Source organism: Flavobacterium supellecticarium (genome assembly GCF_004801375.1).
GTDB lineage: Bacteria > Bacteroidota > Bacteroidia > Flavobacteriales > Flavobacteriaceae > Flavobacterium > Flavobacterium supellecticarium.
Genome location: NZ_SSNZ01000002.1, coordinates 664,642 through 690,618, shown reverse-complemented (window position 1 = coordinate 690,618; position 25,977 = coordinate 664,642). Strand labels below are relative to the sequence as shown.

At 41.2% G+C, this 25,977-nt stretch carries 22 protein-coding genes; 12 read left to right on the top strand and 10 right to left on the bottom strand.

The annotated features are described in order from the left end of the window. Positions 1-8: 8 nt before the first annotated feature. From E6C50_RS07830 to E6C50_RS07785, 9 genes are all read right to left on the bottom strand, one after another. Complete coding sequence (locus E6C50_RS07830; protein WP_136402646.1) at positions 9-1,496, bottom strand: carboxypeptidase regulatory-like domain-containing protein; 1,488 nt, start codon at positions 1,494-1,496, stop codon at positions 9-11. A gap of 11 nt (positions 1,497-1,507) precedes the next feature. Next, positions 1,508-2,944, bottom strand: coding sequence for a CsgG/HfaB family protein (locus E6C50_RS07825; RefSeq protein WP_136402645.1), 1,437 nt, complete (start codon positions 2,942-2,944; stop codon positions 1,508-1,510). 1 nt (position 2,945) lies between these two features. Then, positions 2,946-3,398, bottom strand: coding sequence for a curli production assembly/transport component CsgF (locus tag E6C50_RS07820; protein ID WP_136402644.1), 453 nt, complete (start codon positions 3,396-3,398; stop codon positions 2,946-2,948). A 16-nt stretch (positions 3,399-3,414) separates the two neighbouring features. Continuing rightward, positions 3,415-4,131, bottom strand: coding sequence for a curli production assembly/transport protein CsgE (locus E6C50_RS17965; RefSeq protein ID WP_230978973.1), 717 nt, complete (start codon positions 4,129-4,131; stop codon positions 3,415-3,417). A gap of 10 nt (positions 4,132-4,141) precedes the next feature. Continuing rightward, complete coding sequence (locus E6C50_RS07805) at positions 4,142-4,624, bottom strand: hypothetical protein (RefSeq protein ID WP_136402643.1); 483 nt, start codon at positions 4,622-4,624, stop codon at positions 4,142-4,144. A 66-nt stretch (positions 4,625-4,690) separates the two neighbouring features. Then, positions 4,691-5,509, bottom strand: coding sequence for a hypothetical protein (locus E6C50_RS07800; RefSeq protein ID WP_136402642.1), 819 nt, complete (start codon positions 5,507-5,509; stop codon positions 4,691-4,693). 306 nt (positions 5,510-5,815) lie between these two features. Then, entirely contained in the window at positions 5,816-8,005 is a 2,190-nt protein-coding gene (locus E6C50_RS07795; RefSeq protein WP_136402641.1) for a glutamine synthetase III family protein, read from the bottom strand. 175 nt (positions 8,006-8,180) lie between these two features. Beyond that, a complete protein-coding gene (locus tag E6C50_RS07790; protein ID WP_136402640.1) occupies positions 8,181-9,950 on the bottom strand; it encodes a T9SS type A sorting domain-containing protein in 1,770 nt (589 codons plus the stop codon). 195 nt (positions 9,951-10,145) lie between these two features. Beyond that, entirely contained in the window at positions 10,146-10,667 is a 522-nt protein-coding gene (locus tag E6C50_RS07785; protein WP_136402639.1) for a hypothetical protein, read from the bottom strand. 233 nt (positions 10,668-10,900) lie between these two features. Between E6C50_RS07785 and E6C50_RS07780 the strand changes: the two genes are divergently transcribed. Beyond that, on the top strand, positions 10,901-11,971 hold the full coding sequence (locus E6C50_RS07780) for an endonuclease (RefSeq protein ID WP_136402638.1): 1,071 nt from the start codon (positions 10,901-10,903) through the stop codon (positions 11,969-11,971). 105 nt (positions 11,972-12,076) lie between these two features. Here E6C50_RS07780 and prfB read toward each other — a convergent pair. After that, a protein-coding gene (gene prfB, locus E6C50_RS07775) for a peptide chain release factor 2 (RefSeq protein WP_136402637.1) occupies positions 12,077-13,181 on the bottom strand; the annotation gives its coding sequence in 2 pieces (ribosomal slippage) (positions 12,077-13,117 and positions 13,119-13,181; 1,104 coding nt in all). A gap of 49 nt (positions 13,182-13,230) precedes the next feature. On the opposite strand from prfB, the gene E6C50_RS07770 reads away from it, so the two are divergent. The 11 genes from E6C50_RS07770 to E6C50_RS07720 all read left to right on the top strand — a co-directional run bounded on the left by E6C50_RS07770 (position 13,231) and on the right by E6C50_RS07720 (position 25,974). Continuing rightward, on the top strand, positions 13,231-14,256 hold the full coding sequence (locus E6C50_RS07770) for a threonine aldolase family protein (RefSeq protein ID WP_136402636.1): 1,026 nt from the start codon (positions 13,231-13,233) through the stop codon (positions 14,254-14,256). A 290-nt stretch (positions 14,257-14,546) separates the two neighbouring features. Further along, positions 14,547-15,755: a diaminopimelate decarboxylase gene (gene lysA, locus E6C50_RS07765; protein ID WP_136402635.1), complete on the top strand. Its 1,209-nt coding sequence runs from the start codon at positions 14,547-14,549 to the stop codon at positions 15,753-15,755. A 124-nt stretch (positions 15,756-15,879) separates the two neighbouring features. Then, positions 15,880-17,295 (top strand): alkaline phosphatase, encoded by a 1,416-nt coding sequence (locus E6C50_RS07760; RefSeq protein WP_136402634.1) that lies wholly within the window; start codon positions 15,880-15,882, stop codon positions 17,293-17,295. A 138-nt stretch (positions 17,296-17,433) separates the two neighbouring features. Further along, on the top strand, positions 17,434-18,786 hold the full coding sequence (locus tag E6C50_RS07755) for a sigma-54-dependent transcriptional regulator (RefSeq protein WP_136402633.1): 1,353 nt from the start codon (positions 17,434-17,436) through the stop codon (positions 18,784-18,786). 164 nt (positions 18,787-18,950) lie between these two features. Continuing rightward, complete coding sequence (locus E6C50_RS07750; RefSeq protein ID WP_136402632.1) at positions 18,951-19,232, top strand: DUF7674 family protein; 282 nt, start codon at positions 18,951-18,953, stop codon at positions 19,230-19,232. Between the two features lie 84 nt (positions 19,233-19,316). Further along, positions 19,317-19,394, top strand: a complete 78-nt coding sequence (locus E6C50_RS18075; protein WP_136402925.1) for a potassium-transporting ATPase subunit F — start codon at positions 19,317-19,319, stop codon at positions 19,392-19,394. Between the two features lie 18 nt (positions 19,395-19,412). Then, a complete protein-coding gene (kdpA, locus tag E6C50_RS07740; RefSeq protein ID WP_136402924.1) occupies positions 19,413-21,101 on the top strand; it encodes a potassium-transporting ATPase subunit KdpA in 1,689 nt (562 codons plus the stop codon). Positions 21,102-21,110: 9 nt separating this feature from the next. Continuing rightward, positions 21,111-23,156: a potassium-transporting ATPase subunit KdpB gene (kdpB, locus tag E6C50_RS07735; RefSeq protein ID WP_136402631.1), complete on the top strand. Its 2,046-nt coding sequence runs from the start codon at positions 21,111-21,113 to the stop codon at positions 23,154-23,156. 21 nt (positions 23,157-23,177) lie between these two features. Next, positions 23,178-23,741 carry a K(+)-transporting ATPase subunit C gene (locus E6C50_RS07730; RefSeq protein ID WP_136402630.1) on the top strand — a complete coding sequence of 188 codons (564 nt, stop codon included), beginning with the start codon at positions 23,178-23,180 and terminating at the stop codon, positions 23,739-23,741. After that, the gene (locus E6C50_RS07725; RefSeq protein ID WP_136402629.1) at positions 23,741-24,835 is read left to right on the top strand and encodes a porin; all 1,095 of its coding nucleotides are present in this window, start codon (positions 23,741-23,743) and stop codon (positions 24,833-24,835) included. Before E6C50_RS07730 ends, E6C50_RS07725 begins: the two co-directional genes overlap by 1 nt. A gap of 11 nt (positions 24,836-24,846) precedes the next feature. Beyond that, positions 24,847-25,974 (top strand): sensor protein KdpD, encoded by a 1,128-nt coding sequence (locus E6C50_RS07720; RefSeq protein WP_136402628.1) that lies wholly within the window; start codon positions 24,847-24,849, stop codon positions 25,972-25,974. The last annotated feature ends 3 nt before the right edge of the window (positions 25,975-25,977 follow it).

Genomic DNA, 25,977 nt, shown 5'->3' with positions numbered 1-25,977 from the left:
GTGGACGTTTATTTCCAGTCGGGCATCACACCGTTGCTAAACAGTGCTGTCCGGGAATTCGATGTTCCCATCGTATATTTTGTTATCGTTCGCGGCGATACGCCATCGTTGGACGTACTCACAAAGATCAGTTCGGCTTCATTTGGTGAAAAGCGTACATCCAGATCGTTGTATCCGGCCGGACGTTGCACCGCGACTTCGGTTGTTGTACTGTTTGTAAAATCGTACATAAATATGCGGTTGTCCAACTGACGGTAATCGCTACTTTGGTAACCGGAAACGTCTCGGGTAAATACCAGTTTGGTATTATTTACAGACAAATGTAAGCCTCCGGCGGCACCATTAAAGCCGGATAACACATTTGCAACGACATTTCCGGACATATCAATCACATAAATTTCAACATTATAACCGCTAAGATCATTCACTTTAAGCGCAATACGATTGCCGTCGTAACTCCAGTCGCATTCCGATATAAATTTCCCATTTGGTGTTTGGTACAATTGGATTAAGCCACTACCATCGGCATTAATTCGGTAGAGTTTATCGAAATTGGAATAAATCAGCTGACTACCATTGGCGCGCCAACAGTAATTGTAATAATCCAGATTAAACCCAGCCACCGGAACATTGCTTGTCACTTTAAATTCGCTGGAACCGTCGGGACGCATCGTGTAAATATGCCCTTGTCCGCCAGTAGTTCTGATAAACGCAATTTTGTTGGCCTGGGTGTTTTTGCGCGGTCGGAAGCTATTGGTTGCATCTGAGGTGATCTGCAATTCATTTCCGGCATCATCGGCGGTAAAAATCACATTGTTGTCACCGGCTTTCCGAACAAAAAGATACCGGGCATTCGGAAACATCAGCGTTCGGAACGAACTCGTAAGACTGTTCACATCTGCATTAATGCCGTCGTTCGCCGTAACCTGCCAATAATATTTGGTGCTATAATTCAGATTCGTCAGCGTAAAGCTGGTCGTCGTAATAGCATCATAGGTCACGACACTATTGCTCGTATCGTTTCGTAGCGTAACCTTATAGGTAAGTGCATCCTGTTCCGGATCGGTACACGTCCATTTAAGGGTTACTTCCAGCGACTGATCCAACGCATTATCGGTTGGCGTGGTCAACACCGGAACCGTTGGCGGCAAATTATTTTGTTGTTGTTTCACCAGTTCAAAAACCATTTCGGTCGTTCCGCCGGTGTTTACGTGTACCGCCTCGAATTTGGCGATATAACCGTCTTTTCGGGCTTCGAACGAATAATCGCCTTCGTTCACCTGAGTCACGGTATAATAACCCGACGAATCGGTAAAAACCGTACTAGTACTTGGACTGGACGATACCCGGGCGTTGGCAATGGGTGTAAACGTTTCCGATTCGACGACTCTTCCCTTAACGATTCCCTGGCCTTTTTCAATAAATTCTTCCTGACTGCAAGACCATGCGATACCCAAAAGCGTTAGCAACAGTCCTATTCTGATTACTATTTTCATATCCCTTTCTTTTAGTTTTCCGGAAAGCCGTTGGTATAACCTGTACCGCGTTTACTTTCTTCCACATGTTTTTTCATTGCTTTATTGGGATACTTTTGTTTTGGAAAATAATAGGTAATCCCGGCTCCAAAACGCCAATAATAATCGTCTCTTTTCCCCATCACCAGATAATCGACTTTATCCGAAAAGGTAATATTGTTTTCGCCGTAGAGTTTTATACCGAAGTTATCCGTCAGCAGATATTCCACGCCCAAACCAAACTGTATTTTCGTATGCAAATTTTCATAGGCGCTGTTAATTCCCAATCCGCCACCACCGTAGATATAAGGCGTACACCGATCGTAGGGTAAAACCAGTAATTCGAAATTCAAATCGCCAATGAGATAGCCCACATCGAGGTAATTTTTATTCCCAAACCACGACGGACTTAACGAAGCGGTCATGTTAAAATTGGGCCAGAAAAAATATTTTAATCCACCGCGGATCATCGGTTTTAATTCGGCATTCGGATAATCACCATTGATTAATGTTGTTCCGCCTCCGATTTCAATACCATAACGCGCCCGGCGTTCGGTGAAATGCCGACCGTATAATCCGGAGACATCGGCATCCTGTTTTTCCGCATCATAATTGTTGATCAATTCTGTTAACTTCGCAATGGGTGCTTTGGCCTCCCAGATATTATCGCGGATTCCTTCAATAATAAGCCCTTCCACTCCTTTTTCGATAGCCTCGGTAATCGCCATCTGAATGGGTTCGTTTTTTGTAAATCCGGTTTCCACTTCCAACAATCGTTTAAAATCGACATAGCGAAACAGGCTCGCATCAACCGATTGCGACAAAATTGTTTTCGAAACATAAATCGTTTTCAATATTTTCCCGTTTGAAGTCGACACCAGACGTAGATAAATCGTAATCCGATCCTGTTTGTAACGGGTCGATCCGCCTGCGCCAAAATAACGTGCGCCATAGCCACCGGTAATGATATTTGAATCGTATGAAATCACGCCACCTTCCAACAATACACCGGCATAGAGCAAGGGCGCCAATTGCATTTCGGGCGCATTCTGATCTTTATTGTATTCCTGTCGGGTAGAACGGATAATATTGCGTTCGTTCATCAGGTTTGCCAGGTTTTCCCTTTCAATGGGCGTAAACCATTTGGAATCTTCCAATGCTTTTATCAGGATAGAGGTCGCACCCTGCGTAACGGCCGTACTAAAAGTACTTCCCGTTTCGGTGGGTTTGTATTGTCCGGTTTGATCTCTGAATTTATAGACTCCGATCACCACCGGTTCCTTAGGAGGCGGTAGCGATTTTAAGGCACTGGTTGACGGGGTTGGCTCACCGATGGCAGCTTTTTCGACGCCTACCGGTTGGTTAAAATAAGCGCCGCAACCCGATAAGGTCAGTACCAGTAATAACGAAAGTAATGGTGCTCTTTTCATATTAATTCCCTGGAATGATGACTTGTGTTTGTTCTCCGGTTGTGATATCGAGTATGTTTACAACGACACCGAGATTGGACGGGTATATTTCGACCGAAAGGCTTCCAAAAACATAGGTTCCCTGCTGAAGTCCACCGGTACCCGTGCCCGTGCCTGTGCCGGTACCTCCTGTTGCAGTACCGTCGCCGTATTGTTGCTGAAATAGTGAACGCGATATATAGTTTAACAACTGGTTGTTTAAATTTTCTTTAAATCGTTCCAATTCTGTCTGCGGTTTGTACAAATCGCTTGTCGGTTCTTTAAACTTGTTCTGCGAATCGGCAGAATTGAGTAACCACTGGTAATTAAAGGTGTCGCCTCCAAAGGCCGGATTTATCGGTTTGTAAACCAAATCCTGTGCCATTGCATACACTCCGGAAAGCGTCATCATCACTAAAAAAACGATTGTTTTCATAAGGCAAAAGCTGGCATTAATACTGTGTTATATAGTTTTTTTGTTTTTCGACGTCCTGAAAATATTTGATCAATTTTGCGATGGAATCCTCAGCCATATAAAGCAGGAAATCCTCATCGGGTCGCGAAACAAATTCGTTTATCAAATCATTATCAATGACCACCCGGATTCGGGTAGTACGACCAAAACTGAGCTCTTCTTCTATTTTTACGATTTTACGGGCATTGAGTTTTTTTTCCTGATATTTACCGTAGAAATAGTCGTAGAATTCCTTTCCGAACTTGGTCTTGGTTTCGTCCGATACAATTCCCATTAGTTCCAGTCCGTCGGCAGGTTGTTCGGCTTTATCATTTTCGCCTACCACGATACGGTCTTTTCCGATAATTTTATCATCTTCGTCGTAAATGAGTAACAACAGAATGGTTTCGTCTTCTTTGGAAATGTTCACCTGGGTTTTGGACAGCACTTTTTTTTCGTTTGGCGCCAATGTAAACCGGCCGTCCTGCGAGTTGTTTGAAAGGTTTTTACTTCTTTTGTTTTTTTTGATGACCGTTAGTTTGTAACGCAAACTTTTGTGTATTTCCGTTACATTTTCGGCCGTTCCGGTAACCGATAGCATGTTTTCGATTTCTGTCGTTTCAATTTTGGCTTTAACCTCTTTGTTCATAATCTGAGTATAACCGGAAAATGAAAAGGCAAGCAGTAGTACTAAAAGTGGGTAGATTGGTTTCATGATGGCGCTGTTATCGGTTTAAGATAAGTAGGGATCCGGAATTCCCTCTTTGGATGATTTTCATGTCATCGGATATCGAATTCGATCCGTAACTGGTATAATTCAAATTGTTTCCGTACTGGAGTATCTGATTGTTACTCGCGCTATACGGATTGGCGGAAAAGTCATTGATGTTGTTGTTGTTTCCTCTCTGAATCAATGACTGATTGATCTCCCTGGCATTTTTATACAGCTCCAGGCTATTTTGGTTTCCCAACTGTTTTACATCGATGTTGGATTGTTGGGCTTTTACGGCGATATTGGTATAATTCTGATAACCAACCTGCTGAATCGTAACATTGTTATTTCCTGAAAAGGTTTTTTCTTTTTGAGCCTTTTGCATGGCCTCCTGCTGCTTTTGCAGTCCGAATTGTTTAAAATCCTGCTCGTCCTGTGCCTGAAGGTTCCAGGAAAACAAAACCATCAGTAATCCGAATGTTACCGTCCTTTTCATGGCATTGTTATTTAGGAGGAAAAAGGAGAGATCGCTTTACAGTTACCTCTCCTCTTTTCTATGGGATTAATTTGATTGGTTTACTAAAGATACGTTAGCAATACCAGCCTGGTTTACAAAACTCATTTGTCCTAAACCAGTTTGGTTGGTCCAGGCAAAGTTTAACGCACCATCCTGATTAATTAACGAAAGGTTTGCGTCGCCGGCCTGAGTTGTAATTGCGGTATTATAGAATCCGTCCTGAGTGTGAACCGCCATGTTATCTTCACCTAACTGGAATTGGTAGGATTGGTTACCGGTTCCGGTTTGGAAAGCCATCGCAGTGTTGTCTTCACCCACTTGCATTTGCATGGAATAGTTACCGGTTCCAGCTTGTACTGCCAAAGCCGTATTGTCCACTCCATACTGAGTCTGATCGGCTACGTTTGCAGTACCTACCTGAATCACAGCAGCATCGTTTCCAGCTCCTACCTGTAATACATTGGCATCATTAAGCGTTCCTACTTGTAGTACGGAAGCATCGTTTCCAATTCCGATTTGTTGGATATCGGAACTGTTGGCAATACCGATCTGTGTTACGCTGGCATCGTTAAAAGCGCCCAACTGATACACGGATGATTGGTTGAAAATGCCCCATTGTGCTACACTGGCATCATTTCCCCATCCTACCTGATCGACATCAGAACCATTTAAAATTCCCAATTGATCCACATCAGAATTATTGAAAAATCCTAGCTGATCAACATCGGAAATATTTAAAAATCCTGCCTGGTTTACATTCGACATGTTCCCAATTCCGGTCTGGCTTACAGTACTTAAATTAAATTGGGCAAATGCCCCTGCGGTTAACAGCATCGCGGAGATGCCAAAAATCACTTTTTTCATAATAAAAATATTTAATTGGTTAAAATTTCATTTCTATTATGAGGAAGCAATACGATTCGTGGGTATCCTTTATGTCGGTTGCGACATGGTGGAAATGTTGTTTTGAAAGTCCGGAAAATTGTGGTTATTTTCCTTTTCAAAGATAGCCATTTTATATTTCGCTAAAAGACAGGCATTTGACTTTATTCAAAAAAACAGCCAATTTTCTATAAGATGAATAAAAAATCAGATGAAAAGCATTGTTTTTTAACAAAATAAGCCTCCGTTTCCGGAGGCTTATTTTTATTAATCTATTGATTTCTAACCTTATTTGGTGAAAAGCAACTCCCTATATTTGGTTAGGGTCCAGATCTCATTGTCTACCAAAAGTTCTAGTTTGTCACTGTGATAACGGATCACATCAAAGTATGGTTTTACTTTTTCGCAATAGGCCTCTGCCTGTTTTTCTATTTCCAACAGTTCGTTGGCATTTTTACGCTCTTCGGTCATTTCTTCCACTTTGGCATTGATGGCTGCAATGTGCTCTGAAATTTCTTTGATCAAACCAATTTGCTCGCGTCCGATAGTTTCAAATTCTTTTCCGAAAATCTCTTTTAATCCTTTTACGTTTTCGATTAAAGTGTTCTGATAACGGATTGCTGTAGGGATTACGTGGTTACGGGCAATATCACCTAAAACACGTCCTTCGATCTGGATCTTTTTTACATATTCTTCCAATTCGATTTCATAACGGGCTTCCATTTCCACATGATTCATAACGCCCATCTCTTCAAACAACGCCAATGCCTGTTTCGACACTTTCGCTTTTAAGGCTTTTGGAGTGGTTTTATGATTGCTTAATCCTCTTTTGGCTGCTTCCTGTTCCCAGGCTTCGCTATAACCGTCACCTTCGAAAAGGATTGTTTTAAATTGTTTGATGTACTCTCTCAATACGTTGAAGATCGCATCATCTTTTTTCATGTCTTTAGTTTCGATCAGGTTATCCACCTCGATTTTAAAGTCTTTTAACTGTTTGGCTACGATAGTGTTTAAAATCGTCATCGAATTAGCACAGTTTGCCGATGATCCTACCGCACGGAACTCAAATTTGTTTCCGGTAAACGCAAACGGTGAGGTTCTGTTTCGGTCGGTATTATCCAAAAATACATCCGGTAATTTTCCAACTACGTTTAATTTAAGATCGGTTTTTTCTTCCGGTGATAATTTCCCTTTTGAAACACCTTCCAACTCTTCCAATACTTTTGTCAATTGCTGACCGATAAATACCGAAATAATAGCCGGTGGCGCTTCATTCGCACCTAAACGATGATCATTGCTTGCAGAAGCAATCGAAGCCCGTACCAATTCTTCATTATTATAAACCGCTTTGATGGTATTGATAAAGAAGGTCAGGAATTGTAAATTGCTCATTGGCGTTTTGCTCGGACTTAACAGATTCACTCCGGTATCGGTTGCCAAAGACCAGTTGTTGTGTTTTCCGGATCCGTTTACACCTTTAAATGGTTTTTCGTGGAATAGCACTTTAAAATAATGACGCTCTGCTACTTTTTGCATCACATCCATCAATAAGGAGTTATGATCAACTGCTAAATTGGTTTCCTCAAAAATCGGCGCCAGCTCAAACTGGTTGGGAGCCACTTCGTTGTGACGTGTTTTTACCGGGATTCCCAATAACATACATTCGTTTTCCAAATCCCTCATATAGTTCAATACGCGGGTTGGAATCGATCCGAAGTAATGGTCTTCCAATTGTTGTCCTTTGGCCGATGTATGGCCTAATAAAGTTCTTCCGGTTGCCAGAATGTCGGGTCTTGAAGCCGCCAAAGCACTGTCAACCAAAAAATATTCCTGTTCCCAACCCAAGGTTGGCGTTACTTTTTTAACGTTTTTATCGAAATAACGCGCCACATCGGTAGCCGCCTGATCAATAGCATGTAAGGCCCGTAATAAAGGTGTCTTATAATCCAGCGCTTCTCCGGTATACGAAATAAATACGGTTGGAATACATAGTGTTGTTCCGAAGATAAAAGCCGGTGATGTTGGATCCCAGGCGGTATATCCTCTGGCTTCAAAAGTATTTCGGATTCCTCCGTTCGGGAAACTGGACGCATCCGGTTCCTGTTGTACCAACTGGCTTCCTCCGAATTTTTCTACCGGGTCGCTTCCGTCAAATGACGTTTCGAAAAAAGCATCGTGTTTTTCGGCGGTCGTTCCTGTTAACGGCTGAAACCAGTGCGTGTAGTGTGTTACTCCTTTAGATAACGCCCACTCTTTCATTCCCAATGCGATATAATCGGCCAGTCTTCTGTCGATTTTTGTTCCGTGCTGAACTGCATTTTTTACCGCCTGATACGCTTCGCTGGTCAGAAACTGACGCATCGCCTTATCATTAAATACATTACTTCCAAAAATCAGTGATTTTTTATCCAGTTCTTCTACCGCTACCGGTTTTCTACTGCTGGCCTCTTTTAGAGCCTGAAAACGAAATGTTGACATAAAAGTTGTGTTGTTTATTTGTATCCGTTGTTTGACCCTGCAAATTTATATTATTTTTTAATCCAAAAACAAAATACCCCTATTTTTTTAGGGGTATATTTAAAAATAAATATCTTTTAACAAACACAAACACCCCTAAAAACACACTCCTAAAACAAAAAAAAGGTTCCTTTTATTATTCTTTAATAAATTTCTTAAAAACTATATCAGCATTATTTTCTATTTTAAGAAAATATACCCCTTTTGGCAACTTGCTTACATTAATAGAAAGCATATCTTCATTTTTCTCCACATTATTATCAATTGCTATCTCTCTTCCTGTTTCATCTATAATAGTAACAATAGATTTAGATGCTTCAAAAATATTACTCACACTTAAAACTGTTGCAACAGGATTCGGAAAAACAACTGATTGCTTATCTACATCCCAGTTTTGCAGACTATCTCCCTTAGCGTTACGTCCTCTGATTCCTCCTGAAACAGTTAGCGACACTTCATTACTGTAATATACTTTTGTAACATTTTGCAAGTTAACAAACGGTCTTTTTGCATAATATTTATAATTAAGCGTCAAGACTCTTCTATACTTTACATTTCCACCACGTCCTAAAGATGGAGGTAAATAGTCTTTAGAATTTCCATTCGAATCAACATTCTCCCATGACAAAGACCTGTTTTGCTTTTGCCATTGATATAGTATAGAAAAACTAACAAAAGAATCTAAATCCGAGGAATCTACATGATCATAAATATTAAAAATATATTCAGAACCTGTAATAATTTCTGGTAGTTGTATTCCTGATACTGATGATAGTAGAACCTGATCACAACATATTACATTTTGAGCTGTATTTCCTCGGACTACAATTTCAATTTCATTACTAACTCTGGAAATTCCCTGATATTTAGCAATTCTCCTTACTTTATAACCATATGTTGTATACTGAGGTGTAAAAGTTGTTAAATTGACCGCGGTTGCTCCTACTATATTTACCCATTTATTAAGATGTGTAAAATTTTTATACTGCCATTGATATTCTGTTACATCATCAAATAAATCAAAATGAGACGGTAAATGGGCTGGATTATTCAATATATTCAAGTTAGCTTTTGAAATATTCCCATAAAATTCAACAGTTTTATCACTACCTATTTCAAATACTCCTTCTGACACCGATACAGCATTAGTTCCTATTGTATTAGATATAATTGGAGTCTGTACCACCGTTATAGTAACTTCGTTACTCCTCTTATAAGGATATGCATTTCCAAGTAATCGCGTAAAAGTCATCGTAGAAAACATATAGTCTGGATCCAAAGTATTTTTTACATCTGCAGCCTGATTACCGGAGAAGTATCCATTCTGCGAATACCAGCCAGCCGAAATCTGTCCTGCAACAAGATTTCCTGTAATCATATTTGGCTTATCACCATATCGGATTGTCTGATTACAACAAATATCATTTGTTAACGATCCTGTATCAGTAGCAGGGACTTTTTTCCCTCCTACTATGCTTTTTTCGGTGCTCAAAAAAGCGGTTGTAGTATTATTAACATACTCACAATACAACACTCCTCCTGATGCATAATACTCACTTGCATTTAATTGCACACTCACTTCAAATGAAGCATTATATGTTATTTGCGTAACAAAAGGGGGATATTGTACTGTAAAAGTGACAGCTTGAATATATTTTTGGACAGGAAACAAAGTATTTTGACTTTCTTTAGTTTTCACATATAGATTTCCAAGAATATTATTTGGATCTCCATTAAAAGTCTTCAACTTAGCCTTAAAACTAACATTGATTACATCTTGATTATTAAAATTAATATTGCCCGAAACAACATTATTAACCTTTAAATCTGAAACTTCAACATTTACCTGTGAAATGCAAAGATGTGTTACCAACAGAATTAAAAATGTAACGTAAAATTTTCTCATTTTGAACCAATTTATTTTTTATTAAAGTTACAGAAGTAACAAAAAACAAACCTTCAAAAAAAAATATTTAACTTACCATCAACACAATAGATGTCTATTTTACTTATAATTTACATTTTAAACAACACCAAGCAATTATATAAACAAAAAATGCGCTGTAGAAACAACGCACTTTTTTATGATCACAAATGATTTTTATTCTAATACTTTTACTTTTGAATCATCAATATTATACGCTTTAATCACCGCATTATAATCGGAGTAATCAACTGTTTTTCCTCCTTTATTAGCAAAATAGCCCGGAACAATTACCACCCGGAATGTCTGATTGGTAAGATAGGCCGGCGTTAACGATAGGTCATAATTTCCGCCAGCATAAATATTAAAATCCGTTCTGGTAAAATCAAAGTCATAATCCAATTCACCTTGTGGCAGATATAAGGTTCTTGGAATCTGTTGCCAAATTGGTGTTGTGGAATTAACCGTACCGTTCATACGATAAATTAACATCACATCCGATTGATACATTCCCGGTATTTGTCGGTAAAAAACATACCCATCTGTACTGTTATAGCTAAAACTAACATTCTGAAATTCATAAACGGCACTAATCGTATCACCTGGAGGTCCTGTTGGCCCCTGTGGTCCTTCGGGACCTTCACATCCCTGAATTACAAATGCGGTTACAACGGCTAAAAGTAGAATTATCTTTTTCATAATTATTTTGGTTTTATTGATTATAACAAAGATAAAACAATAATCAGGCCAAAAATAATCAGCCCACTATCATATCTCTATATTCCTTTAAATATTTCCGAAATGATCGAATCTCCATTATAACATTTTAAAATACAATCGCTTATCATACCATCCATTAAAAAAATTTAACAGTTAAATTCTTTTCGCTCCCGGATAAAGAACTTACATTTGCCGTCCAAAATTAATCCACTATGACGAAATTTTACCTATCCGCATTTTTAATGTCGGTAGTAACCGCGTTTGCCCAGATTCCTCAAGGGTACTACAATTCCGCTACCGGAACCGGTTACACGCTTAAAACGCAATTGTTTAACATTATTAAAAATCATAATGCTAAAAGTTACAATGCGCTTTATACTTGCTATCAAACCTCCGATCGTGATTATTTTTATGAAAACGACGGTACTATTCTAGACATTTATTCTGAAAAACCGAATGGTCCGGATTACTACAACTTTTCGGCTACCAACACGGGTGATCGTTGCGGAAATTACAGTAATGAAGGCGATTGTTTTAACCGCGAACACCTAATGCCACAAAGTGTTTTTAATGAAGCTTCTCCAATGGTCTCGGATGCCCATCATATTTTACCAACCGATGGTAAGGTAAACGGAATGCGTAGCAATTATCCGTTCGGGATGGTAAGTAGCCCGACCTGGACTTCTAAAAATGGTTCGAAATTAGGAAATAATACTACCTCCGGATATTCCGGAAAAGCCTTTGAACCGATCGATGAGTTTAAAGGAGATGTAGCCCGTTGTTTGTTGTATTTCGTAACCCGTTATGAAGATAAAGTAGCCAACTGGAATCATGCGATGCTTAATAATACCAGCAATCAGGCACTGAGCAACTGGTTTAAAAATATCTTATTAACCTGGCACAATCAGGATCCGGTAAGTCCGCGTGAAATTGCCCGTAACAATGCGATTTATGCTTTTCAGGGCAATCGTAATCCGTATATTGATCATCCGGAATATGTAGCGATGATCTGGGGTCAGGTACTGGCTACCGATACTTTCGATGCCTTGGCGGCTGTTACAGTATATCCGAATCCGTCGAATACTAACCGTATTTCGATTCAATCGGAAAAAGCATTGGACGAAATCACACTGATCACACTTAACGGACAAGTACTACAACAAATAAAAAATCCTACCGGAAACCAGGGTACCTATACACTGGAAAACCTTCCACAAGGATTCTACTTTGTAAAAATGGCTGCCGAAAATCAGTCTACCACCAGAAAAGTGATCATCAACTAAGCGTTTACCATCATTTATAAAAAAACGGGCTGCATTATGTAGCCCGTTTTTGTTTTCACTCCTATTTTACACCTGACAGGTTTCCAAAACCTGTCAGGTGTGCTTTTAAGAATTGGTGGTATCTTTTTGTCCCATCATCATCAGATAGGCTTTTAAAAACTCATCCAGTTCGCCATCCATTACACCATCGACATCGCTGGTTTCATAACCAGTCCGAACGTCTTTTACCAGTTTATACGGATGCATCACATAGTTTCGGATTTGCGATCCCCATTCGATTTTCATCTTATTGGCTTCAATCTCGTCTCGTTTGGCCTGACGCTTTTTCAATTCGATTTCATACAATTGCGATTTTAACAACTGCATCGCTTTGGTTTTATTATCCAATTGCGAACGGGTTTCAGAATTCTCAATAATGATTCCGGTTGGATGGTGACGTAAACGTACCGCCGTTTCCACCTTGTTTACATTTTGTCCTCCTGCACCACTCGAACGCATGGTTTCCCACGAAATATCCGATGGACTAATCTCGATTTCGATCGTATCATCGGCCAACGGATACACATAAACCGATGCAAAGGAAGTATGCCGTTTCGCATTACTGTCGAAAGGTGAAATACGAACCAATCGGTGTACACCATTTTCTCCTTTTAAATAACCAAAAGAATAATCACCTTCAAATTCAAGAGTTACGGTTTTAACACCGGCAACCTCACCTTCCTGAAAGTTTAGTTCTTTGATTTTATAGCCCTGACTTTCGCCCCACATTAAATACATTCGCATCAGCATGGCAGCCCAGTCACAACTTTCGGTTCCACCCGCCCCGGCTGTAATCTGAAGTACGGCACTCATACTGTCGCCTTCGTCCGAAAGCATGTTTCGGAATTCCAGGTTTTCAATATGCGTATTCGTCAGTTCGTATTGTTGATCCAACTCCTCTTCGGTCGCATCGCCTTCTTTAAAAAACTCCTGAATGATCTGAAGTTCTTCGGCCAGAGCGACTCCTTTTTCATAATCGTCTACCCATTTTTTCTTGGAACGGATATTTTTAACAATAAGTTCCGCTTCTTTGGCGTTATTCCAAAAGTCCGGTGCAAAGGTTTTCTCTTCTTCGTTGGTAATCTCTATCTGTTTTTTATCGATGTCAAAGATACCTCCTTAACGCACCAAGGCGCTCAATAATATCCTTAATCTGTTCGGTATTTACCATAAATATCGTAGTTTTATACCCGCAAAAATAGACATTCCTTTTTAAATATATGGAAATAAATTTAGTTAGCGATACCGTTACAAAGCCTACTCCCGAAATGCTACAGCAAATGTTCCGGGCTAAAGTGGGTGACGACGTGTATAAGCAGGATCCCACGGTGATCGAATTGGAAGAAACCGTTGCGGATCTGTTCGGAATGGAAGCCGCGCTTTTTTTCCCTTCCGGAACTATGGCCAATCAGACCGCAATAAAATTGCATACCAATCCCGGCGAACAAATTATATGTGACAAATGGTCCCACATTTTTCATTATGAAGGTGGTGGCGCTTCCTTTAACAGTGGTGTTTCCTGTTGCCTTGTTGATGGTGATCGCGGCATGATAACCGCCAGCCAGGTGGAAGCCAACATCAACGATCCGGAATTTTACCACAGTCCGTTAACAAGTCTGGTAAGCATCGAAAACACAACCAATAAAGGCGGTGGTGCCTGTTATGATATTGAAGAATTAAAACGCATTCGACAGGTTTGTCGCGATCATGGTTTAAAATACCATTTGGACGGCGCTCGTTTATGGAACGCCCTTGTGGCCAAACGACAACATCCGAGACAATATGGTGCGCTATTCGATACGATCTCAGTTTGTTTGTCTAAAGGCTTAGGAGCTCCGGTAGGTTCGGTATTATTAGGAAGTCGTGAAGATATGCATAAAGCACTCCGGATTCGTAAGATTTTTGGCGGAGGTATGCGTCAGGCCGGTTATCTGGCGGCGGCGGGTCTTTATGCCCTGCAACATCATGTTGGCCGACTGGAAGAGGATCATCGCAGAGCCCGACAAATTGGTTCTGTTTTAAAGGAATTACCCTGGGTTGCCAAAGTAGAACCCGTGGAAACCAATATTCTTATTTTCTCCGTAAAACCCCAGTATGATGAGAATGCTATTATCGAAAAACTAAAACAAAAAAACATCTTTATCAGTTCGATGGGCAAAGGAAAACTACGTTTGGTAACACACCTCGATTATCGCGAAGTCATGCATTCGTATGTATTGGAATCCTTACAAAAAATGACATTTTAAAACTTTTTGTTACATTATAATCACAACCGCTAAAAGTATCACACTGTTAGCGGTTTTTTATTTCGCCTGACTAAATCCTTCTAAATCAAGGACATTTCAGCGTCATCATTACTCCTCACCCATTGATCAAATCCATAAATTAGTTGCGATTATCGCAATAAAGAACAATAAAAATATCGAAATAATATATTTCTAATAAGATTACATGGATATTCACTAATTATTCATACCAACTCCAACACAAACCGTATGATTTTTATATTTGTTTTTAGTAACAAATTTTATAGAGCATGCAAAACAATCATTTACTTTCAGTAGCGGAAGCATTTGGCAGTCCTGTTTATGTATACGACGCCGAAAAAATGCAATCACAGTACCAACGTTTAACCAATGCTTTTTCCAAGGTGGAAAAGTTGCGCATCAATTATGCAGTCAAGGCATTGTCGAACCTATCTGTTCTTAAGCTACTGAAGAAGATGGGATCGGGGCTTGACACGGTATCTATTCAAGAGGTACAGTTAGGCTTACTTGCAGGCTTTACGCCCGAACGAATCATCTATACACCTAACGGGGTTTCGATGGAAGAAATCGAGGAAGTAGCTCAACTGGGCGTTCAGATCAATATCGATAATTTATCCATTCTGGAACAATTTGGAGCCAAACATCCAACCACTCCGGTTTGTATCCGAATCAATCCACATGTCATGGCGGGCGGTAACTCAAATATTTCCGTAGGGCATATCGATAGTAAATTCGGTATTTCGATCCATCAGGTACCGCATTTGTTGCGTATCATCGAAAACACACAAATGCATATCAACGGGATTCATATGCATACCGGTTCGGATATTCTGGACATTGAGGTGTTTTTATATGCCGCCGAAATATTATTTGAAACGGCCAGTCATTTTAAAGAACTGGAATTTATCGACTTCGGAAGCGGTTTTAAAGTACCGTACAAAAAAGGCGATATCGAAACCAATGTCGAAGAACTGGGTAAAAAATTATCCCGTCGTTTTAATACGTTTTGTAAAGAATACGGCCGCGAACTGACGCTGGCTTTCGAACCGGGCAAATTTCTGGTAAGCGAAGCGGGTTATTTTCTGGCAAAAGTGAACGTGGTGAAACAAACCACCTCAACCGTTTTTGCGGGTATCGACAGTGGTTTTAATCACCTGATCCGACCAATGTTTTACGGATCGCAGCATCATATCGAAAACATCTCCAATCCGAAAGGGAAAGAGCGTTTTTATACCGTTGTGGGTTATATCTGTGAAACCGATACCTTTGGCAGTAACCGTCGGATTTCCGAAATCAAAGAAGGCGATATCCTGTGTTTCCGCAATGCCGGAGCCTATTGCTTTTCGATGTCGTCCAATTACAATTCGAGAGTACGCCCGGCCGAAGTGCTTTGGTATAACGGAAAAGCGCACCTGATTCGCGAACGGGAAACTTTCGAAGACATCATCCGCAATCAGGTTATTGTAGATTTTGAATAAAAATAACAGACAATTTAAGAAAAGAGCCTCATAATAAGGCTCTTTTTACTTAAAATAACACTAAGATAAAACGGCTTAACCAATTGTTTTTTACCTTTGAAGCCTAATTACAGCATTATACAACATGGACAGAAGGAGATTTTTTAGAAACGGTTCGATTTTTACTTTGGGCGCTGCCCTGGTAAATCCGCTGGATGCCGTTTCCAATACACTTGAATTTGACACAGTTCGAAAAAATAAAAAAGCAAAAAACATCATTTTCCTGGTAAGTGACGGGATGAGTACCGGAACTTTAAATATGGCCGATTTGTATCTGAATCGCAAAATGGGTCACGGTTCCAATTGGTTACAGTTATACCGCGACAACCGTATTAACCGTGCGTTGATGGATACCGCTTCGGCGAGTTCTATTGTAACGGATTCATCTGCGGGAAGTTCTTCCTGGGGTGGTGGTTTCCGCGTAAACAACGGTTCGCTTAACGTAGGTCCTAACGGAGAAGTTCATATGCCGATCTGGCAAAAATTTAAAAAATCCGGAAAAATGGCGGGTTGTGTGACTACGGTTCCCATTACGCATGCTACTCCGGCTGGTTTTTGTGTGAACAGCAAAAGTCGTAATGCACAGGAAGATATTGCCGAACAGTATCTGGAACTGGGATTTGATATTATGATGGGGGGTGGAAACAATTATTTCAGTCCGGAAATCCGAAAAGATAAAAAAGATATGTATGCGGCTTATAAAGCCAAAGGCTATCAGGTAGCGCGTAGCCGTAAGGAAATGATGGCCGCTGATACCAATAAACCAATCTTAGGGGTATTTTATGACGATGCTTTACCGTATAGTATCGACCGTAAAAGCAGCCCTGAATTAACCGAAAAAATTCCGACTTTAGCTGAAATGGCTCAAAAAGCAATCGACCGTATGAAGAACCATAAAAATGGTTTTGTATTACAGATTGAAGGTGGAAAAGTGGATTGGGCAGCGCACGCCAACGACATCGGAGCGTTAATTTACGATCAGGTGGCTTTTGACGAGGCCGTAAAAGTAGCGATCGATTTTGCTGAAAAAGATAAGGAAACCTTAGTGATCATTACAACCGACCACGGAAATGCGAATCCAGGTGTGATTTACGGTAAATACGCCAATGCGAATTTCGACAGTATTCAAAACTATACCCAAACCAACGAGTGGATTCTAAATTCCATTAGTCCGCAATCGACGGTAAAACAGGTTCACGACATCATCGAACATGCCAACGGTAAAACCATAACCGATGAGGATGCCAAAACCGTTTTAAGCTATTACGACGGCCTACATAAGGAAGACGGCTTGTACAACTACAAAAAGTTACCGTATAAAGCCTTCTCCGAAATGCAACAAAAAACAAACTCCGTGGGTTGGATCAGTATGGATCACTCTGCCGATTATGTAGAACTGGCGATGTTTGGACCGGGTAGCGATTTACTAAAACCATTTGTAAAAAATACCGATTTACACTATCTGATGCTTCAGGCGGCAGAAGTGGAAAACAAATTCTAATTCAAACCTGTCAGGTCTTCGAGACCTGACAGGCTTTGTTTTTTATAACAATTGAGCAGACCTGTCAGGTTTTTGAAACCTGACAGGTCTTTCTATATACTTATTTAATACCTTTGTTTTGCATTTAAGCCTTTCCCCTTGAAAAAAATATTGATCATAGACGATGAAGAAAAACTGCGTTCCCTGATGGCACGCATTATCGGTTTGGAAAATTTTGAAGTCTTCCAGGCTGGCGATTGTAAATCCGGTTTAAAAAAACTGGAACAAAATCCAATTGACATCGTATTATGCGATGTAAAGCTTCCCGATGGCAATGGCGTGGAACTCACCCAAAAAATCAAGGAAAAATATCCAAATGTCGAGGTGATTCTGCTTACCGCTTACGGGAATATTCCCGATGGCGTTCAGGCGATTAAAAACGGAGCCTTCGATTATATCGTAAAAGGTGACGATAACAATAAGATCATTCCGTTGTTACACCGGGCTATCGAGAAAAGCGCACTGACCAAACGGGTAGCCCAACTGGAAGCCCGACTGGAAAACAAATTTTCGTTTGACGGCATCATTGGAAACTCTAAAATGTTACGGCAAGCGATCGAACTGGCTAAAAAAGTCGCTGTAACCGATACAACCGTGTTGCTAACCGGTGAAACCGGTACCGGAAAAGAAGTTTTCGCGCAAGCCATTCATCAATCCGGAATGCGGAAAAATAAAAATTTTGTTGCGATTAACTGTTCGGCTTTTAGTCATGACTTGTTGGAAAGTGAAATGTTTGGTCATATCGCCGGTGCTTTTACCGGAGCCAATAAAGACAAAAAAGGACTTTTTGAAGAAGCCCATAACGGTACGATTTTCCTCGATGAAATCGGCGAAATGCCTTTGGATTTACAGGCCAAGCTTTTACGCGTACTCGAAAACGGGGAATTTATTAAAGTCGGCGAAAGCAAAGTAACCAAAGTAAATGTTCGCGTGATCGCCGCAACCAACCGGAATCTGCTAAAAGAAATCGAAAACGGGCATTTCCGTCAGGATTTGTTTTACAGACTATCGGTTTTTCAGATTCAGTTACCGGCTTTAAAAGACCGTCCGTCTGATATTGAACAATTGGCCTTAAACTTCCTGCAGTTTTTTAGTATCCGAAGCAATAAAAAAATCAAATCCATTTCCGACGATTGCCTGCAACTTTTAAAACGACACACCTGGCCCGGAAATATCCGCGAATTAAAAAATATCATCGAGCGAAGTGTGATCCTCGAAACCGAAGCAACACTAACCTCAAGTAGTCTTCCACTGGAATTACAACAATTACAGGACGAAACTAGAAACGATGCGACCACTATCCTATCCGCTTTTTCATTGGCGGCGGCCGAAAAAATTCATATCCAAAAAGTACTGAATCATACCAACGGAAACAAAACCGAAACAGCACGCTTACTCAATATTGCGCTAACAACGCTCTACCGCAAACTGGAGGAATACCGTATCAGCTAAAAAACCCTATCGTTTTGAAAGTACCAACCCTATCGTTTTGATAGGGTTTTTCGTTTGGCATAAGGTCGTCAAAAAAATAATCACTGTAAAATCAAGCCATTAGCTCCACTTCTACAAATTCGGATCGGCATTTGGTTATAACACGATAAATAATTTTAATCCTTATGAAAACATTCAACGAAACCCTGGTTCAAAAAATGGAACGTCTGGCCAATCTTACCATCCAAAGTTTGCAATCGGGGAAAACAGTTTGTACCAAAAGATGTCTTAATCTGGCCGATCAACTGTTGCAAAAAGGCAATGCCGAAATGAAAAATGCCATTACCAATGTCTACCTCTTTTCCGTTTCTCATTATATGGAACTGAACCGGTATCCGATGGCCAAATTACTTCCGGTAAGCCTACACAAAGAGTATATCAAACAAATTAATACTTCCGGAGTATGATGACACTTGTTTTAACCGTAACCGGGTTATTGTGTTTTGCCCTGTTATACCTGTCTGTTTTTTATTTTGATAAAATCTAACGAAATGATACTACTGTTTTTTATAGCACTGGCCGTTTTTGCCTATATCTGTTATGTCCTGCTAAAGCCCGAAAAATTCTAAAACCCAAAAACGAAAATGATGAATACAGAAATTATAGGAATCATAGCAATGTTCGCCATCACACTGGTAGCAGCGCTGCCATTGGGAAAATACATTGCCAAAGTCTATTCGGGACAAAGAACATTTCTCGATCCGGTTTTTAATCCGATTGAAAAATTGTTTTTTAAATCCAGCGGAATAGACGCCACAAAAGAAATGAACTGGAAACAGCATATGATTGCATTATTGGCCATCAATGTGGTTTGGTTTGTCCTCGGAATGGCCGTATTACTTTGTCAGGGTTGGTTACCGTTAAATCCGGATCAGAATCCGAATATGACACCCGATCTGGCTTTTAATACCATTATCTCGTTCCTTGTTAATTGCAACCTGCAACATTATTCCGGAGAAACCGGTGTCAGTTATCTGAGTCAGTTGTTTTTAATGTTCCTGCAATTTGTTTCCGCTGGAATCGGACTGGCAGCCGCGGCGGTATTGTTTAACGCCTTAAAAGAGCGAACCACTGAAAAGCTGGGAAATTTTTACAACTATTTTATTAAATCTTGCACGCGCATTCTCCTGCCAATATCCGTGATCACGGCTGTAATCCTTTTATGGAACGGTACGCCGATGACGTTTAACGGTAAAGATACGATGACAACTTTACAGGGTGATACGGTTCAAGTTTCCACCGGACCGGCTGCGGCTTTTGTCGCAATCAAGCACGTCGGAACGAACGGTGGTGGTTTTTTCGGAGCCAACTCAGCTCATCCTTTTGAAAATCCGAATTATGTCACCAACATGACCGAAATGGTAGCTCAGATGATCATTCCTTTTGCGATGATTTTCGCCCTTGGTTTTTATCTGAATCGCCACAAGTTGTCCTGGATGATCTTTTCGGTAATGACCATCGGTTTTCTGGCGCTAGCCGTTCCGACAATAGTGACCGAAATAAACGGAAATCCGGCAATCGCGGAAATGGGTATCAACACCACACAAGGCGCTACCGAAGGAAAAGAAACCCGATTTGGAGCGGCGGCTTCCGGATATTGGAGTATTGCAACCACGGTGATTTCGACTGGATCGGTCAATTCGATGCACGATAGCGCGATGCCACTTTCCGGAATGAATCAGTTATTGGCCATGATGGTGAACTGTTTTTACGGCGGTTGTGGCGTGGGGATTCTGAACTTTTACATCTTTATCATCCTCGCGGTATTTATCAGTGGATTGATGGTGGGACGTACACCGGAATTTTTAGGTAAAAAAATCGAAGCCCGCGAAATGAAAATTTCAATGATCATCGCACTATTGCATCCGTTTCTGATTTTAGTCGGTACCGCTTTGTCTACCGCTTTTCCGGAACAAGGTGCCAGTACGCTAAATAATCCCGGATTCCACGGATTTAGTGAAATTCTATACGAATACACCTCATCGGCAGCCAATAACGGTAGCGGTTTCGAAGGTCTGGGCGACAACAATCCGTGGTGGAACATCACTACCGGCATCGTATTACTACTTTCCCGATTCCTGCCTATTATTGGTCCGATAGCCATCGCCGGTATTCTGGCTGCTAAAAAGCATATCCCGGAAAGTGCCGGAACCTTAAAAACCGATACCGCTACTTTCGGATTGATGACGTTTGCCGTGATTGCGATCATCGCTGCGTTATCGTTCTTCCCCGCCTTGACACTCGGGCCTATTGCGGAATATTTTTCAATGAAATAAAACACTACCATGAAAACCAAAAATCAGTCTTTGTTTCAAAAAGAATTGCTGTTGGAAGCCTTGAAACAATCTTTTGTAAAACTTAACCCGGTGAGCCTTTTCCGGAATCCGATCATGTTTACCGTCGAAATCGGTACCGCAGTAATGTTGGGCGTATGCCTTTGGATTCTGACCGGAGAAACGGCACAGGGGAGTTTTGCCTATAATTTCACGGTGTTTTTAATACTGCTGTTTACACTGTTGTTTGCCAATTTCGCCGAAGCCATTGCCGAAGCGCGTGGTAAAGCTCAAGCCGACAGTCTGCGAAAAACCCGCGAGGAAACTCCTGCTAAAAAAATAGAACAGGTTGGCGAATTATATGTGAACGAGATCACCATCGTTCCATCGTCCAGTCTCAAAAAAGGCGATCTTTTTATTTGTGAGGCCGGCGATATTATTCCTACTGACGGTGAAATCGTGGAAGGTCTTGCTACCATCGACGAAAGTGCCATTACCGGCGAAAGTGCTCCGGTGATTCGCGAAGCCGGCGGTGATAAAAGTTCCGTAACCGGCGGTACTAAAGTGTTGTCCGATAAAATTAAAGTAAAGGTAACCGCCGAGCCCGGAGAAAGTTTTCTCGATAAAATGATTGCCCTCGTAGAAGGTGCTTCCCGACAAAAAACGCCGAATGAAATTGCCTTAACAATATTATTGGCCGGATTTACGCTGGTGTTTATCATCGTTTGCGTTACGCTAAAACCTTTTGCCGATTATGCGCAAATTCCGATTACCATTGCCGCTTTTATTTCCCTTTTTGTCTGTTTGATTCCGACTACCATTGGCGGTTTATTATCCGCTATCGGAATTGCCGGTATGGATCGGGCGTTACGTGCCAATGTGATCACAAAATCCGGAAAAGCTGTGGAAACCGCCGGAGATATTGATGTCTTGTTATTGGACAAAACCGGAACCATAACCATCGGTAATCGAAAAGCAACCCATTTCCACCCGATAAACGGACTCCATGAAACTGATTTTATAAAAGCCTGTGTCTTGTCGTCTTTGGCGGATGAAACGCCCGAAGGAAAATCCATCGTGGAACTGGCTGGAAAAGAGTTAACGCAAAACCTATCAATCAAAGGAGCGACACTGATTCAATTTACCGCCGAAACCCGTTGTAGTGGAGTGAATCTTCCCGATAGCACCCGAATCCGAAAAGGAGCTTTTGACGCCATTCGGAAGCTAAGTGAAACCGCCGGATTTCCGTTTCCAAAGGAAATCTCCGATGCCGTGACAAAAATCTCCGGAAATGGAGGTACGCCGTTAGTAGTGGCGCAAAACGAAAAAATTATCGGCGTAATCGAATTACAGGATATCATCAAAACCGGAATAAGCGAACGATTCGAACGCTTGCGTAAAATGGGCGTTAAAACCGTGATGGTTACCGGAGACAATCCGCTTACGGCCAAATTTATCGCCGAAAAAGCCGGTGTGGATGATTTTATCGCCGAAGCCAAACCGGAAGATAAAATGAACTATATCAAAGCCGAACAACAAAGAGGAAAACTGGTTGCCATGATGGGTGACGGTACGAATGATGCGCCGGCATTGGCTCAAGCCGATGTAGGTGTTGCAATGAACAGCGGAACACAAGCGGCCAAAGAAGCCGGTAATATGGTCGATTTGGATAATGATCCAACGAAATTAATCGAGATTGTGGAAATCGGGAAACAATTACTAATGACCCGTGGTACGCTAACCACCTTTAGTATCGCCAACGACGTAGCCAAATATTTCGCGATTATCCCGGCTTTGTTTATCACCGCGATTCCTGCCTTACAAGGTTTGAATATCATGAAACTCCACAGTCCGGAAACCGCCATTTTATCGGCCGTGATTTTTAACGCCGTGATCATTCCATTCCTGATTCCGCTGGCGCTAAAAGGAGTCGCCTATAAACCTATCGGTGCTTCGGCCCTATTACGCCGCAACCTACTAATCTATGGTCTTGGCGGAATACTGGTGCCTTTTATCGGAATCAAACTCATCGATATGATGGTCGCTTTGTTCTTCTAAACTCAACTTAAAATTAAAATCATGAAAAATCATATCCTATCCGGCATCAAACTAACATTGGTTTGTATCGTGTTTTTCGCCGGAGTCTACACCTTGTTTATCTGGGGAATTGCACAACTGGCTCCGAATAATGGTAAAGGCGAAATCGTGACCTATAAAGGTAAAACCTACTATTCCAATATCGGACAGGCGTTTACCGCTCCGAAGTATTTTAATTCCCGTCCGTCGGCTGTTAATTATAATTCAGCCGGTTCCGGCGGAAGTAACAAAGGTCCGAGTAATCCGGAATATCTGGCCGAGGTTCAAAAGCGAATCGATACGTTTCTGATTCAAAATCCCGGTATTTCCAAAAGTGCTGTTCCGGCAGAATTGGTTACTGCTAGCGGTAGCGGATTGGATCCGGATATTTCGGTGCAAGCGGCCAAAGTTCAGGTGAATCGTATCGCTAAAATCCGCGCTATCGAACCGCAAAAACTCTATCAATTAATTATCGAAAACACACAACAACCGGTATTGGGTCTTTTTGGCCCTGAAAAAATCAATGTCTTACAATTAAATATCGCCCTCGATAAATTACAATCCTAATGAATACCAAAATTTTCCATTCGACCTTAATCGCATTGGCTTCCTTCGGCATACAAGCACAAACCGAAACGAACGATGCGGAAAAAAAATCGCCTTTAAAAATAACCGGCTACCTGGAAACCTATTATGCCTACGATCTTGGAGCGCCAGAAAACAATACCCGTCCCGGTTTTATCTATTCGCATAACCGTCATAACGAAATCAACCTGAATCTCGGTTTTATCAAAGCGAATTACGAAAAAGACAACGTCAGAGCCAACCTCGCGATCATGGCCGGAACCTATAGCAATGCGAATCTGGCTTCGGAAGCCGGTGTTTTAAAAAACATTTACGAAGCCAATGCCGGCGTTAAATTGTCCCAAAATCACAACCTATGGATCGATGCCGGGATTTTCGGATCGCATATCGGTTTTGAAAGCGCCGTGGGAAAAGATTGCTGGACGTTAACCCGAAGTATACTCGCGGATAATTCACCCTATTACGAAAGCGGCGCCAAACTGTCGTACACCTCGCCTAGTGAAAAATGGTTTCTTAGCGGATTGGTTCTTAACGGATGGCAACGCATCCAACGTGTGGATGGCAACAAATCGCTGGCTTTTGGTCACCAACTGACGTATAAACCTAATAGCCGCGTAACCTTGAACAGTAGCTCGTTTATCGGAAACGACAAACCGGAATCCGAAAAACGCATGCGGTATTTCCACAACCTATACGGTCAGTTTCAATTGAATTCCAAATGGGGACTGATTGCCGGAATCGATACCGGAGCCGAACAAAAAGAAAAACACAGTAACAGCTATAATCTTTGGTATTCACCCGTGATGATCCTAAAATATTCCGCATCGGACAAAATCAGTCTAACAGCACGTGGCGAATACTATTCCGACAAAAACGGGGTCATTATCAGCACCAATACACCAAACGGGTTTCAGACATTCGGATATTCCGTAAATTTGGATTACAAAATCATGGATAATGTGGTATGGCGTGTCGAAGCCCGGAATCTGAACAGTAAAGATGCTATTTTCACCCGCGATGCGGCGTCTGTCACCTATAATTTTGTTGCCGTTACCGCATTGGCCGTTTCATTTTAAAATTGCATATTTTGGAAAATAACAGAGAAGATAACGTACAACATTTTCTCGACTTGATTCGGAAATCAAGAAAGGGAAAATTCAAAGTGTATATCGGGATGAGCGCCGGTGTGGGCAAAACCTATCGTATGCTCCAGGAAGCCCATTCCCTGTTAAAAAACGGAATCGACATTAAAATCGGGTTTATCGAAACCCATAACCGTAAGGAAACCCACGAGCTACTCGCGGGTTTACCTGTTGTTCCGCGTCGCAAACTGTTTTACAAAGGCAAAGAACTCGAAGAAATGGATGTTCAGGCGATTATTAATCTCCGTCCGGAAGTTGTGATTGTCGATGAACTCGCGCATACCAATATCGAAGGCAGTAAAAACGAAAAACGCTGGCAGGATGTAATCGAAATACTCGATGCGGGTATTAATGTGATCAGTGCCGTCAATATCCAGCATATCGAAAGCCTGAACGAATCGGTTAAAAACATTACCGGTATCGAGGTTAAAGAACGGATTCCCGACAGTGTACTGGCACAGGCCGATGAGGTGGTAAATATCGATTTAACCGCCGATGAACTGATTACCCGTTTAAAAGAAGGAAAAATATACGAAGCGGGAAAAATCGAAATGGCATTGCGCAATTTCTTTAAAGGCGAACATATTCTTCAGTTGCGTGAATTGGCGTTAAAAGAAGTCGCTAGTCAGGTGGAGCGGAAAGTCGAAACGGAAGTCATAAAAAATAAAAACATCCGACAGGAAAAACTGATGGCGTGTATTAGCAGTAACGAAAAAACGGCAAAAAGGGTGATTCGAAAAACCGCCCGACTCGCCAATTATTATAACAGCAAATGGTTTGTACTCTACGTGCAACTTCCGGAAGAAAGTGCCGATAAGATTGCACTGGACAAACAACGTCACCTGATCAATAATTTTAAACTGGCTACCGAACTCGGCGGTGAAGTGCTAAAAATTGAACATACCCGAATTTCCAAAGCCATTATCGAACAAGCGGAACTCAAAAAAATAACCACCGTTTGTATTGGTAAGCCGCGTATGAATTTCCTGAAAATTATTCTTTCGACAAACGTTTTTAAAGAATTGCTGAATAAACTATCTTCGAGTGATATTGACCTGATCATTTTAAGTTAACGC